The 13,131-nt window shown below is 72.2% G+C and carries 11 protein-coding genes; 9 read left to right on the top strand and 2 right to left on the bottom strand.

All coding sequences use genetic code 11. The features are described from left to right. The first annotated feature begins 232 nt into the window (after window positions 1-232). Complete coding sequence (locus tag JOL79_RS32895) at window positions 233-1,168, top strand: hypothetical protein (RefSeq protein ID WP_210159841.1); 936 nt, start codon at window positions 233-235, stop codon at window positions 1,166-1,168. Between the two features lie 43 nt (window positions 1,169-1,211). Here JOL79_RS32895 and JOL79_RS32890 read toward each other — a convergent pair whose 3' ends face one another. Next, on the bottom strand, window positions 1,212-1,778 hold the full coding sequence (locus JOL79_RS32890) for a TetR/AcrR family transcriptional regulator (RefSeq protein WP_210159840.1): 567 nt from the start codon (window positions 1,776-1,778) through the stop codon (window positions 1,212-1,214). A gap of 165 nt (window positions 1,779-1,943) precedes the next feature. On the opposite strand from JOL79_RS32890, the gene JOL79_RS32885 reads away from it, so the two are divergent. Continuing rightward, the gene (locus JOL79_RS32885) at window positions 1,944-2,909 is read left to right on the top strand and encodes an alpha/beta hydrolase fold domain-containing protein (protein ID WP_210159839.1); all 966 of its coding nucleotides are present in this window, start codon (window positions 1,944-1,946) and stop codon (window positions 2,907-2,909) included. Here the strand turns inward: JOL79_RS32885 and JOL79_RS35710 are convergent. Beyond that, a complete protein-coding gene (locus JOL79_RS35710; RefSeq protein ID WP_210159838.1) occupies window positions 2,882-5,662 on the bottom strand; it encodes a CHAT domain-containing protein in 2,781 nt (926 codons plus the stop codon). The genes JOL79_RS32885 and JOL79_RS35710 overlap by 28 nt on opposite strands. Window positions 5,663-5,847: 185 nt before the next feature. Between JOL79_RS35710 and JOL79_RS32875 the strand changes: the two genes are divergently transcribed. From JOL79_RS32875 to JOL79_RS32845, 7 genes are all read left to right on the top strand, one after another. Then, window positions 5,848-7,104, top strand: a complete 1,257-nt coding sequence (locus tag JOL79_RS32875) for a S8/S53 family peptidase (protein WP_210159837.1) — start codon at window positions 5,848-5,850, stop codon at window positions 7,102-7,104. Window positions 7,105-7,110: 6 nt separating this feature from the next. Then, the gene (locus JOL79_RS32870; RefSeq protein WP_210159836.1) at window positions 7,111-7,671 is read left to right on the top strand and encodes an RNA polymerase sigma factor; all 561 of its coding nucleotides are present in this window, start codon (window positions 7,111-7,113) and stop codon (window positions 7,669-7,671) included. Window positions 7,672-7,680: 9 nt separating this feature from the next. Further along, window positions 7,681-8,181 carry a hypothetical protein gene (locus tag JOL79_RS32865; protein ID WP_210159835.1) on the top strand — a complete coding sequence of 167 codons (501 nt, stop codon included), beginning with the start codon at window positions 7,681-7,683 and terminating at the stop codon, window positions 8,179-8,181. Window positions 8,182-8,302: 121 nt separating this feature from the next. Then, entirely contained in the window at window positions 8,303-9,079 is a 777-nt protein-coding gene (locus JOL79_RS32860; protein ID WP_210159834.1) for a hypothetical protein, read from the top strand. 2 nt (window positions 9,080-9,081) lie between these two features. Then, on the top strand, window positions 9,082-9,750 hold the full coding sequence (locus JOL79_RS32855; protein ID WP_210159833.1) for a hypothetical protein: 669 nt from the start codon (window positions 9,082-9,084) through the stop codon (window positions 9,748-9,750). Window positions 9,751-9,755: 5 nt separating this feature from the next. Continuing rightward, window positions 9,756-11,012, top strand: a complete 1,257-nt coding sequence (locus JOL79_RS32850) for a hemopexin repeat-containing protein (RefSeq protein WP_210159832.1) — start codon at window positions 9,756-9,758, stop codon at window positions 11,010-11,012. A gap of 31 nt (window positions 11,013-11,043) precedes the next feature. Then, window positions 11,044-13,131: a hypothetical protein gene (locus tag JOL79_RS32845; protein ID WP_210159831.1), complete on the top strand. Its 2,088-nt coding sequence runs from the start codon at window positions 11,044-11,046 to the stop codon at window positions 13,129-13,131.

Genomic DNA, 13,131 nt, shown 5'->3' with positions numbered 1-13,131 from the left:
TTGACTACGGTAAGCATGGGCGTGCCCTCCCAGCCGACGCGCCAACGTCGGCCTACTCAGTGACCTTCGAATCGATCACTCGGGAGGGTACGCCCCCGAGCCGATCCACAGGTTCTGAGCATTGCTCATGCATATGGCGGCGCGATCCCGCCTGGCACACACTGGCCGAGAAGGCGACCCTGATCGCCGGCTGCCCAACTCGCGAAAGCCGCAGACCCCGACGGAGTGATCAGTGCGCGTGACGCTCGCATTAGTAGCCTTCGCCGTATTTCTCTTAGCCATCTGGGCCGCTTTCCCGATGAGAGGCGGCGACGAACTGGGCGGGCCTAACAGCCAGATCGGCTCTCAGTTGTCCTCTGACGGCACGGTTTTCCTGAGCGTCCGCGACATCGACCTGCGCGCACGTCAGGCGACCGTCAGTGCGGACCTGCAACTCCAGCTACCCGACGTGGACGAAGAGGCTCTCGGGACGATGAGAGTCTGGTCGGGCGCCACTGGCGTCGCAAGGTCGGGCATCACCACGCAGACGGTTTCCACTCAGATCCGCTTGCGCGACATGTACGGCGTCTTCGCGCCGCTGCCGGATTTCAAGGTGCCGCTCACGGGCTCCATGACCGCCTACCCGCACGACCGCTACTCCGCCAGGTTCCAGATTGAGATCAGCGTCCCCGACGGCGTCGAACTGCCACCGCTGCCCGACGGGACGAAGCGGATGTCGCCGCGGACTCTCATGCTCTTCGTCTCCACCATCAAACTTGACGACAATCTGACCGACTGGACGCTCCCGCGCCTGGGCGACAACCCGCACAGCTTCTACGTGGACACCGGAGGCAAGGTCGAAGGCACCCGGCCCGGCAGCAACGTGATCCACAGGCTACGCCTGGACACGGCTATCCAGGTCGACCTCACCCGCCGCCCGAACGCGCTCGCCTTCGTGTACGCCATCCTGACGACCCCCGTCCTACTCGTTCTCGCCCTCGCACTGCGCCGGCAGAGTAAGAACACCAGCCCCTTGGAATTGGCGGCCGCTCTGCTGGCGGTCATTTCCTTGCGTCAGGTCCTGGTTCCATCAGACATTTCAGGCTTCACCATTCTTGACAAGGTGCTGGGGATCGAGGTGGCGTTCATCACCGCCGTGACGCTCTACGCGTACGCACGCGAACACTGATCACAGCCCTAAGGCCCCGCACCATGGCGTGGCGGTGACCCAGCTACTTGAGAGCCGCGGCGGCGAGGCGCAGTTCGCGAAAGGCCTGGTCGACCTGGTCGTGGAGGGGAACGGACGGTTCCTGCATCCAGCGCCGGGTGGCGACGGCGAAGGTGTCCATGGCGACCTGGGCGCACAGAGGCGCGATACGGGCGTCGACGCCGCGGGCTTGCAGGGCGTCGGTCAGCGCGTTCACCAGAAGGGCGCGCTTGGCCAGGGAGCGTTCCTGGAGAGCGGGGGTTTCGGCGATGAGCCGGACGCCGGGCTCGGTGAATGGGCGGTTGCGTTCGAACAGGGGCACCGTCTCGTGGAAGGCCGCGCGCAGGGTCGGTAGCGGTTTCGTGCCGTGCGGGACGGCGGCGACGGCCTGGACGAGCAGGTCACGCAGTTCGGTTTCTCCGTCGAAGAGCATCTCGCGTTTGTCGGCGAAGTGGCGGTAGAAGGTGCGCTCGGTCACCCCGGCGCGAGAGGCGATGGCTTCGACCGGCGTCTGCTCGAAGCCATGTTCGGCGAACAGTTCCAGTGCGGCCTGCTGAAGCCGCCGACGCACCGCTTCCCCACTTCTCGGCATGAGCCGACCCTACCACTTGCGTCAGACTATGACATGCTTTAGCGTCACAGTCTGACACTAATAGCGTCAGAGTATGACATATAGAGCGATTCTGCCTGTCGACGGCGGCAGCACCGCCGGCAGCGGCCAGCCTCCCCTGTTCTGATCCCGGAAAGGACTACGACGATGGCCTACGACATCGACCCCGAACTCGCCGCCGCGCTGGACGCCATACCCAAGAGCCCCAACGGTTCCCTGCTGGACTTCTCCGACATCCCCGCCTTCCGCGCGCAGATGGAGACGGCCGGAGCCCAGCTTCCCGTCCCCGCCCCGGACCCGGGAGTCAAGATCGAGACGCTGGGCATCCCGCGCGAGGACGGAACCGTGCTCGACGTGGTGATGTTCTACCCCGGCAGTATCGACCAGCCCCGCCCGTCCCTTCTCTACTTCCACGCCGGCGGGCAGGTCCTCGGCAGCGCCCACGACCCCATCGCCCACGTGTACGCCGCGGCCATGGCCCTGCGACTCGACATCGTGCTGGCCGTGGTCGACTACCGCCTCGCACCGGAAACCCGGGCCCCGGGAGCGGCCGAGGACGGCTACCTCGCCTTCACCCACCTCTCCGAGCACGCCTCCGAGCACGGGATCGTCCCGGACCGGATCGGACTCGCCGGGGCGAGTGGCGGCGGGGCGCCCGCCACTGCCACCGCGCTCATGGTCCGCGACCGCGGCGAGGGCCGGCCGCGGCTGCTTTCGCTGAACTACCCGATGCTCGACGACCGCAACGAGACCCCGTCCAGCCACGAGATCGTCGACCTCGGCATCTACGACCGCCGGGAGAACGAGTACGCCTGGGCGGCCGTGCTGGGTGACCGCACAGGCGCCCCCGATGTCCATCCCTACAGCGCGCCCGGCCGTGCCACCGATGTGGCCGGCTTGCCGGACACCTTCATCGCCGTAGCCCAGTACGACGTCTTCCGCGACGAGAACATCGACTTCGCGCAGCGGCTGATCGCCGCCGGTGTCCCCGTCGATCTACACCTCTACGCCCACGCCTTCCATGCCTGGGATGTGTTCGCTCCCAGCTCGGCCCTCGCCAAGACCTTCGAACAGACCTGGCACGACTATCTGCGCCGCCACCTTCGCGGGTAGAAAACCCCGTCGGCACGATCACGTTCCGTATCCCGGTCGAAGACCGGGACGACGCCGGCGCCGATGCACACGAAGCCGGCCGCCGCGGCGGCCGTCCGCGGGTCGTCGCCCCGGACGGCCGATTGGGCCTCGGCGAGGGCGGCGGCGGGCGGGCGCCCGGCGGCCAGCCGTTCGTGGAAGGCCACCATGACGGGGGTCGTCGCCGCGTCGGGGATCGGCAGCACCGACGCGACGAGCTGCGACGTGCCACGGGCGAGGAACGCCACGGCGAGGCCCATCAGCTCGTCGCCGGTTCGCACCACGGAACGGCCGCTGTCGCAGGCCGCGAGCACCAGCGTGTGCGGCACCCTCGGCAGCCGCTCCACGTCGTAGGCCATCAGCGGTCCGTCGGCGAGGGCGATGCCGGAGAACAGCGGGTTCTCCGCCGACAGGTGACCGTGCGCGGCGAGATGAGCGAGATCCGCCCGCGGCAGGGCGGCCGAGACCGCCTCGACCGTCGCCGCGGCTCCGGCGAGCACGGTGCCGTCGTGGATCGCGCCGACGGCCGCCGCCTCGGGCCCCGCGGCCGGCAGTCGCGGGCCCGCCACCGCGACTACCCGTCCCCCGGCCGCGACGCCCACGCCGCCGCTGCCGTCACCGTCCGTTCCTTCCGCCGACGCGATGCGGGTCCGGGCGAGGTGCCACAGAGTCGCGGACGGCGCGACGGTCACGGGCCGTCCCGCGCAGGACGGCAGGAGGGACCAGGGCAGGCTGTGCAGCGGTCCGGTGGGCACCACGACGAGCGGGCGGTCGCCGATCTCGGCCAGCGGCCCGAGCAGCAGGGCGTCGAGCCGGGCGGCCGCGGCGTCCAGTAGCGCGGCGGACGCGGACAGCACCTCGGGCCGGGCGTCCGGGCGCGCGTTGCGCCGCACGGCGAACGTCAGCCGCTCGATCAGGTCGGCCGCCTCGGCCGTCGCCCCGAGGCGCCGGACGCCCACGCGGCCGTCCACCACGGTGAGCACGTGCAGGTCGGCGCCCCGGCGGACGTATTCGACCAGTGCCCACGAACCGAGCGAGGTGGCGAGGCCCCGGGGCGTGACCGGGGCCGCGGGCGCGTCGCCGGGCGTGCCGGCGAGCCGGCGGCTGTGGTCGCGGATGCGCCGTTCCAGGTCCGCCTGCCGGGCGAGCAGCGGGGCGGGCGCCGCCGCCTGACCGGCCAGGTCCCTCGTGACCGAGCGCAGCCGGGCCAGCAGCGCGGTCAGCATGGGGTCGTCGGGCGGACGGACCGGCGCGGCCAGCAGACGGCTGGCCCGGGCGCGCTCTGACCACTCGAGGAGGCCGTCGGGGCTGCCGGTCTCGAAGGCCACCTCCAGCCCCAGCGCCACCAGGTCGGCCCGGTGCGCCGCCGCGTGCACCCGCAGGTCGGTGGCCCCCATCGCTGAGGCGTGCTCGTCCAGGACCCGCAGGCCCGTCCGTACGGCGGCGAGCACGCCGCGCGTGTCCCCCTCGGCCCGCCGTTGAAGCGCCCGCGCGTACCAGCCGCGCGCCCGGACGAGCGCCGGTCCCCGGGACCGGGACGCCGCCGCGGCCCGGCTCAGGTAGCCGCTGGCCACACCCGCCGTCCGGGAGCGCCGCTCGGCGGTCACCTGCGCGGCCACGATCGCGGCGTCCAGCGCCGCCGCGGGCCATCCCGCCGCGTCCAGGGTCGCGACCATGACGTCGATGACCGCCGCCGGGAGGCGCGGCGGGCGGCCGGCGGCGCGCTGGGCGGACAGGACGGATAATCGGGCTAATTCCGTCCATTCCCGCCGCCCCTGGGCGCGGAAGCGGCGCAGCGCCGCACGGGCGTGGCCCAGCGCGGCGGCCGGATCGCCGGAAAGGATCTCGGCCTGCGCGAGCAGCACCTGCACCTCGGGCACCTTGAGCGAGCGGCGCTCGCGGCGGTAGGCGTCCACCGCGCGGGCGGCGGCCGCCTTCGCCTCGGCCGTAAGCCCCACCGACAGCAGCAGCTCGGCCCGGTCCTGGTGCAGCGTGCCCAGTTGAGCGCCATGCGCGCCGATGATGCGCTCGGCCCGGTCGAGGTGGCGCAGCGCGGCCGGTACGTCACCCCGAAGCGTCTCCATGAGACCGAGGTTGTTGGCGATCAGGCCGATCGTCAGCGGGCGGCCGAGCTCGCGCGCCAGCGTCTCCGCCTCCAGCAGGTCGCGTTCGGCCGCGGCGAAGGCGTGGCGGTCGGAGTGGACGAGGGCCCGGTTGATCAGCATCCGCTGCACGCCGAGCAGGTCGGCGTGCCGGCGCAGCACCTGCAGCGCCGCCTCGAACTCGGCGAGCGATTCGTCGAGGCGGCCGATCACGTGCAGCACGATCGCGCGCTGCGCGCGGGCGCGGGCGGCCGCCATGCCGGTCAGATCCGGCAGGGCGGCGTCGATCTCGCGCAGCGCGGCCTGCGGCCTGCCCCGTTGCAGGATCGCGAAGGCGAGCTTGTACCGTGCCTCGGCGGCCAGGTCGGCGCGGCCGGCCCGCACGCCCCAGGCGGCGGCGCGGCTCAGGTGCCTGATGGCGTTGTCGAGCTCGCCCACGTGCAGGAGCGCGTGCCCCCAGGCGCGTTCGGCCGTGGACGCCGCCACGGCGTGGCCCGCACGGGCCGCGCGCCGGGCGGCCCGCTCGGCTGCCGGGAGACCCGAGACGGGGTCGCGGTCGACCGCGGCCAGCGCCGCCTCAGCCTCGGCCGGCGACTCATCCGCCGGCTCCACCGCCGGCTCGGCCCTGGCCACTGAGCCATCCGGCGGGCCGCCGCTGCCGCCGGGAACGCCGGAGGCGCGTGCTGGAGCGTTCCCGTGGGCCCTTGCGCCCGGCGGCGTTTCCTGCGTTGGATGTATCACGGCCAGGCCCTCGTGGCTCCGTCTGAGGAAGTTCGCGTTCCGGATAAGTCGTGACCCCGGGAAAGGACACTATCCAGATGCCAGTCGACGCGGGCACCACATCGCACCAACCGGACCAACTCATCGTCGACCTCCTGCACCTGGACGTCGTCGAGCGCATGCTGAACGACTTCGGCGTCGTGCACGCCGCCCTCGCCCCCGACGACCGGGACGAGCTCCTCGGACTGGCCCGCCTGCGCGACCTCAAGGACGCCGACGACGATCCCGTCGAGGTCGGCGAGCTCCTCGCCCTGCTGCGGGAGAAGGCGGCCGCCGACCGCGGCGGCTGGGTGCCGACGATCGGCAAGAACCGGGTCGTGGACGCGGTCATCGGCGACGGCCACAAACCCATGTCACTGCCGGACGGCGCGGTCCTGGCGAGCGGCCACAAGCCCATGCACCTGGTGAGCGGCGGGTTCTCCGCCCTCGGGCACAAGCCGATGTCCCTGGGCGAGTTCGACGTGCTGGGTCACAAGCCGATGGACGGCGGGCAGCCGGAGCCCGCCGGCCCCGCCGACGTGCCGCAGTCGCTCGCCGGACACGAGGACGCCGGGCGCGGCGTGCGGGTCGGCGTCGTCGACACCCCGCTCGCCTCCACGGAACCGGGTACGGCGGAGCACCCGCTTCCGTACCGCTCGGGGCACTCCGCGTTCGTGCGCAGCCTCATCCAGCGGGAGGCGCCGGCCGCGGAGCTCTCCGTCGAGGGGGTCCTCGACCCCGGCACGGGCCGGGCCGACTCCTGGGACACGGCCCGGGCCATGCTGCGGCTGGCGGCCGCGTTCGAGCCGGACATTCTCAACCTCTCCCTCGGCTGCTTCACGCTGTCCGGGGGGCCGCCGCTGGTGATCTCCCGCGCGATCGAGCGGCTCGCCCCGCGGGTGCTGGTCGTGGCCGCCGCGGGAAACCACGGCGCGCTCCCCCACCTCAGCTCCGGACGCAGCCGGCGTTCGGCCTGCTGGCCGGCCGCCGTCCCACCCGTCGTCGCGGTCGGCGCGTACGGCACGGTGGACGGGCACCCGATCATGCCCGGATGGAGCCCTGACCTCCCGTGGGTGGCGTGCCTGGCGTCTGGGGAAGGGGTCGTGGGCTCGTACCTCACGGGAGAGGTCGACATCGACGGCCGCCGCGAGACCTTCCAGGGTCACGCCCGGTGGAGCGGCACCTCCTTCTCGGCCGCCCTCGTCAGCGGCGCGGTCGCCGCCCGAACGGTCCCTGGCTCGGTGACGCCCCGGCAGGCGCTGGACAAGCTCCTGGCCGAGGCCGCCGAGGTCCGGCCGTACCCGCTCGAGGGCTGACGGGTCATGCGTGACGATCCGGTCGTCGTCGACCTCGTGCTCCGGGCGCGCGAGGGCGACGCCGCGGCGTGGGACGCCATCGTCGAGCGGTACGCGCCGCTGGTCTGGGGGGTGTGCGGCCGGTACGGCGTGACCGGCAGCGACGCGGACGACGTCGCCGGCGGCGTCTGGCTGCGGCTGGTGGAGCGCCTCGACACGCTGCACGAGCCGGCCGCCCTCCCCGGCTGGCTCGTCCGCACCACCCAGCGGCAGTGCCTGCAACTGCTGCGCGCCCGTAAGCGGCAGATTCCGGTGGACGACCCCGAGCCGGGCGCCCGCGGGGAGGAGGACGGCGTGGACGGCGAGATGCTGATGGCGGAGCGGCGGCACGCCCTGCGCACGGCCTTCGCCGAGCTGCCGGCCCGGTGCCGCGAGCTGCTGAGCATGCTGTTCGACGAGCCGCCGGCCTCCTACACCGAGATCAGCGCCGCGCTCGGCGTCCCGGTGGGGGCGATCGGCCCCAGCCGCGGGCGCTGCCTGGATAGGCTGCGCAGGAGCCGGGCGCTGGCCGCTCTCCAGCTGGCCTAGGCGGTCGACGTGGACAGGGGCGACGGGGTGACGGACGTACCGAGCTGGTGGGACGACGACGACCGGCTGCTCGAGGAGCTGGGGCACGCGGTCCGCGAGGCCCGGGTGCCCGAGTCCTTCGTGCGTGCCGGGAAGGCGGCCTTCGCGTGGCGGACCGCCGACGCCGAGCTGGCCGAGCTGCGGCTCGACTCCCTGCTCTCGGCGCGGGAACCGGCGGGCCTGCGCGACGAGCCGCGACCGGACGGCTCGGGGCCGCGCGTGCTGAGCTTCGCCGCCGGCGAGCTGTCCATCGAGGCCGAGATCCATCCCGACGCGGTGCGCGGGCAGCTGGTGCCCGCGCAGTCCGGCGCGGTCCTCGTGCGGGACGACGACGGCCCCGTCCGGGAGGTCACGGTCGACGAGGTCGGCTGGTTCGTGATCGAGCCCGTCCCGGCCCGGCGCTTCCGGCTGCACATCCGCACGTCTGCCGGCGCCACCGTCATCACCGGCTGGATCGACGCCCGGCCCTAGACCGACCGGGGTCCGCCGGAAATTCGCGCAGATTCGCTGTATCACCGGTCCTCCAGCGCCATCCGACGTGCGACAGACCACCGCGTCAGCGGTGACGTACCGCACCGGAAGGACCAGGATCGTGAGCGATCCCGCACGCGCGATGAGCAAGGAAGACGCCTACGCCGAACTGCTCGACCTGCAGTCGAGCGATGTGATCCGGCTGGAGGGGGAGGGCAGCCCTGACAGGGTGAGCCTGGACGGCTGGGACGGCGAGCAGTCCCAGGACGGCAACGTCGCCGGAGTCGTCGTCCGCTACCTGGCGTCGGGCACGGTGACGTTCGGACAGCCCAGCCACCCGGCGGCGCCCGACCGGCTGGACCCCCGCAACGCGCTCGCCCTGGTGCGGCTGTGCCAGTGGCTGAAGGACACCTACAACGCAGTCGAGCTCTACCACCTCGGCATCTCCGGCGGCGGCGTCGACAACCAGGGCCGCCCGCGCACCGACTGCCACGGCCAGGGCCGCGCGGTCGACTTCGTCGGCGTCAAGGCGGTCGCCGAGGACGGCGAGGAGTGGACGCTCACCGTCAGCGACGACTGGGGGACCGTGTCGACCGCCGCGACCCCCGGCGGGAACTGGCCGCCCGGGACCGGGTCCGACACGTCCTACCGGCTCGACGACGAGGACGCCGACCCGTTCACGCGCGACTTCTGGCGCGCCGTGTACGAGTTCGTCGCCTCGGAGTGGCAGGACCGCACCGACGGCCCCGACGGGCTGGACACGCCCACGTCCATCGGTGAGCGCAGCTTCATCATGCACCCCGACCACCCGGCCACCGCCCCCGGGACGCCGCACGGCCGCGAGGCCCACAAGAACCACCTCCACCTGCAGATCGGCGTCACCGGAACGGCGGCCTGAGCATGCGCAACCTCACCTTCTGCGATATCCGGCTGTATCCCTCGACCGTGGACTCCGCCTTCGAGGAGGCCATGACCGGCGACGTCATGCCGGGTGCGGGCGACCTGCCGCACCCGCCCGGCACCCTGTTCGTGCGCAGCCTGTACCGCGAGGCCGGTTACGGGTTCCCGCCGGCGTACCGCTGCGTCGTGAACTCGATCCTGGTGAGCGACACCGGGTTCTTCGGCATGCGGCCCCGGATCGCCCGGCTCGGCGCCGACACCAAGGAGCCGCGCTTCCGGCTCGTCGCGGGCGCGGTGCCGGACGACGAGACGGCGCTGGACGTGCTGCGGACGCGGGACGGCCACTCGCTGGTGATGGCGGCCGTCCACCTCCCCCTGCGGATGATCCAGGAGACCTTCGAGAAGGAGCTGGTGGCCGCGCTCGAGGAGGAGGTCGCCGTGCCGTCCCGGCTCAGCGCGGTGTCCGGCGTGATCTGGACCCGCGACGACGAGGCCGTCCCCGGCCGGGTCGAGTACCTCGTCGCCGCGACGGGCGACTTCGCCGAGCTGCGGCTGCGGCCCCGGACGGTCGCGCGGATCGAGGCGGCCGGCGGCACGCTGGTCGAGTCGCGCGGGTTCCTTCACGTCGGCACGGTGCCGGGCGCGCCGGCGCCTCAGGCCGGGGGGTGACGGCCGTGGACAAGCTCTGCGGGTTCGTCGCTCCGTCCGGGGCGAAGGCGTACTTCTTCACCGGTGAGCGCTACATTCGCTACGACGTCGAGGCCGACGGCGCCGACGAGGGCTACCCGCTGGCGATCGCCGACCAGTGGCCCGGCCTGTTCGAGGCGGACATCGACGCCGCCCTGCCGTGGAGCGACGGCTCGGTCTTCTTCTTCCGCGGCGACGAGTGCCTGTCGTACGACATCGAGAACGGGACCGTGCTGGACGGCCCGCGGCCGATCGCCGAGATGTGGCCCGGGCTGTTCGAGTCCGGCATCGACGCCGCGATCCTGTGGGGCAGCGGCAACGCCTACTTCTTCTCCGGGGAGGAGTATCAGGAGTTCGACGGCGCGACCGGCCAGATCGACCCGGAGGCCAAGTCGGTCGCCGACGACTGGCCTGGAGCGTTCCCACGGATCGAAACCGCGCTGTGGTGGCCCAGCGGCAACCCGTACATCTTCTCGGGGGACGAGTACGCGAGGCTCGACCCGGACGACGGCTCCGTGGCCGAGGACTTCCCCCGGCCCGTCGCGGACTGGCCGGGGCTGCCGATCGGGCCGCTGGCCGAGGACCCGCCCGAGCCTGTCGCACCGGACGGGCCGACCGGCTCGGCGCGCTCGGTCAGGGACTTCTTCCCCGAGTTCAGCGCCCCGTTGGAGGGCCGGCTCCCCTACCTGTACCAGGACGTCAAGGGCCTGGTCACCACGGGCGTCGGCAACCTCGTCGACTCCCCCGAGGAGGCGGCCGCCCTGCCGTTCGTGCACAAGGACACCGGGACGCCCGCCACCCGCGCGGAGATCGTGGCCGAGTGGCACCGCATCAAGGACGCACCCGACCTCGCGAAGAAGGGGCACCTGGCGGCGAAGGCCATCCACACCCTGGAGCTGCCCGACGCCGCGATCGACGAGCTCGTCCGCAAGCGGTTCGACGTCAACGAGGCCCGGCTGTCGGCCTTCTTCCCCGGGTGGGCGGACTGGCCCGCCGACGCCCGGCTCGGGGCGCACAGCATCGCCTGGACCGGCTCGTTCTTCCCCACCCGCTGGCCGGGCTTCAACGCCGCCGCGAACGCGGGCCGGTGGGAGGAGGCGGCGGCCCAGTCCCATCTGCGGGAGGACGGCAACCCCGGACTCGCCCCGCGGAACCGGGCGAACCTCCGGCTGTTCCGCAACGCGGCCGCCGTGGTCGGCCGTGGCCTCGACCGGTCCCTCATCTACTACCCCGCCGCCCTGTGAGCGGCCTCCCCACACAGTTCAGGAGCCAGCGATGGTGAACCCAGCAGGACCGATCATGGCCGGCGGCTTCGAGACCGTCACCCTCAACGACGCCGGCGTCGAATACTCCCTCGTCTTCCTCCCCGACAAGCACAACGACGAGCTCCAGGCCCAGGGGGCCAACCCCGTCTTCTACTGGCTGCCGGAGCGGATGCGCCTGGCGCGCAAGCCGAACGGCGACCTCAGGCTCAACTTCCTGCATTTCCTCGGCGTGCAGGACGGCCAGACCAACCTCGGCGTAGCCCCCGGGCAGACCCGGGAGTCCTCAGGTGGGGTGCTCAACTTCGCGATGACCGGCGCGCCGCCCGAGGGCGTCCTGCAGGCCGCGCACAAGCAGATCCTGGAACGGATGCAGCAGGGCAGCCGGGACCGGTTCTGGCAGGTCAGGCCGGGCGTGGCCGATCGGTCCACGATCGCCGACATCCGGCCGATCCCGATCAGGAGCTCCACGCTGCGCCTGATGATCACCGACCAGGACGGCACGCAGGGCGGCAACGCGGGCGACCCGTTCTTCGTCACCGCCCAGGGCGCCGGAAGCGGCAGCCTCATCCCCACCGCCGAGCACCCGTTCATCGTCAACCTCGGCACGTTCGCGGCGGCGCAGGTGGAGCAGGGGCTGCTGGGCACCGAGGTGCCCATCGCGGTGACGGCCGACCTCACGCTGCCGCTGTGGGCGCCGATCACGCGGCTGCACATGACCGCCAACTGGGAGCGGGTGTTCAGCCACTTCACGGCCCAGGCCAACGCCAGCTGGTGGTGGAGCTCCGTCGACCTCAAGGCCACCTGGAACACGCTGCGGATGAACGGCGACATCAAGGTCGAGCTGGAGATGGACCGCACCATTCCCGGCGCGGACAACAAGGAGCAGATGGTCACCAAGTACATCGACATGCTCGTGGCGATGTGGCTGGACCAGGCGAAGCAAGTGATCTTCCAGCCGATGCCGGAGGTCCAGGACCCGGGCCCGCCCAAGTCCGGCGGGCTGCTCAACCTCTTCGGCTGGGGCTTCGGCGCGGGGTTCAACCTCAACTTCCGCCACGACCGGGTGGAGATCGCCAACTCCTTCACCTTCGAGGTCGATGAGATGTACCCGCAGCCGAGCACGATGGGCGGCAACGTGGACGGCGTGGCCGACCTGCTGGCCGCCCACCCGGAGCTCAAGAGCCGCTACCTGCGGACGCTGTATCTGGACAACTGGGAACGCAAGATCACCACGGTCTGCCGGCCCGTCATCAAGTGGCCCGACCCGGACCACGGCGTGAGCGGCGACCCGGTGAAGTTCGCCAGCGTCCAGATCGGCTACCCCGGCGTGAACGGTGAGATCGCGTGGTCCGCCCACGACTTCCTGCCGCCGCCGCGCCCGCAGGAGGTCGACGCGACGACCGACGTGCACGGCGAGGGCGCCCCCGTCGGGGAGACCACCCCGCTCGCCCCCGCCTCCTCGCCGACCCTCGTCTACGCCAGCGGCGCGACCAGCGAGCTCTTCTTCGCCCGGCAGACCCAGAAGAAGGCGGAGGAGGTCGCCGGCGCGCCGGAGGGGTGGCGCTCGGACAAGGTGTTCGTCCGGCGCACCATCCAGTTCGACGAGGCGTCGTCCGCCCTCGACGACCGGTTCTCCCGGATCATCGTCGAGGCCAACGAGGTAAACCTCGACCCGGGCCCGTTCGGCACGCTCACCGACAGCCTGAACGTGGCCGTGCGCGCCGACAACGCCGGCGCGCTCGTGCTCGCCCCGATCTCGATCAACCGGGACCTGACGACGAGCAACCAGATCGTCGAGGTGCAGGTGCAGGCCAAGGGCGAGGGCCCCGACGGCGGCGAGCGCCCGATCGTGACGTTCACCTTCACCATGGCCGACACCGGGGAGCACTACAAGGAACGCCGGTTCGCCCTCTACACGGGACAGCCGGGACGGCCGCCGGCGTACCGGTACCGGGCGCGCGTGATCATCAAGGGCACGCTGTTCGAGGACGGGGACGAGTGGATCGGACCCTGGACGGACGGCGAGGGCAGCGGCGACCTGGCCGTGCGGGTGCCGAAGAAGACCGCTCCCGGCGTCACCGTCGTGAGCCAGGACTGA

It is taken from the genome of Microbispora oryzae (assembly GCF_017896165.1).
GTDB classification, from domain to species: Bacteria; Actinomycetota; Actinomycetes; order Streptosporangiales; family Streptosporangiaceae; genus Microbispora; species Microbispora oryzae.
Note: the sequence above shows the minus strand (reverse complement) of the source record. Positions and strands in the feature narration are given on the sequence as shown.

Coding starts and splice junctions, on each gene's coding strand:
- JOL79_RS32855 (WP_210159833.1), top strand. CDS start 9,082: ATGCGCAACCTCACCTTCTGCGATATCCGGCTGTATCCCTCGACCGTG.
- JOL79_RS32890 (WP_210159840.1), bottom strand. CDS start 1,778: ATGCCGAGAAGTGGGGAAGCGGTGCGTCGGCGGCTTCAGCAGGCCGCA.
- JOL79_RS32875 (WP_210159837.1), top strand. CDS start 5,848: ATGCCAGTCGACGCGGGCACCACATCGCACCAACCGGACCAACTCATC.
- JOL79_RS32870 (WP_210159836.1), top strand. CDS start 7,111: ATGCGTGACGATCCGGTCGTCGTCGACCTCGTGCTCCGGGCGCGCGAG.
- JOL79_RS32845 (WP_210159831.1), top strand. CDS start 11,044: ATGGTGAACCCAGCAGGACCGATCATGGCCGGCGGCTTCGAGACCGTC.
- JOL79_RS32885 (WP_210159839.1), top strand. CDS start 1,944: ATGGCCTACGACATCGACCCCGAACTCGCCGCCGCGCTGGACGCCATA.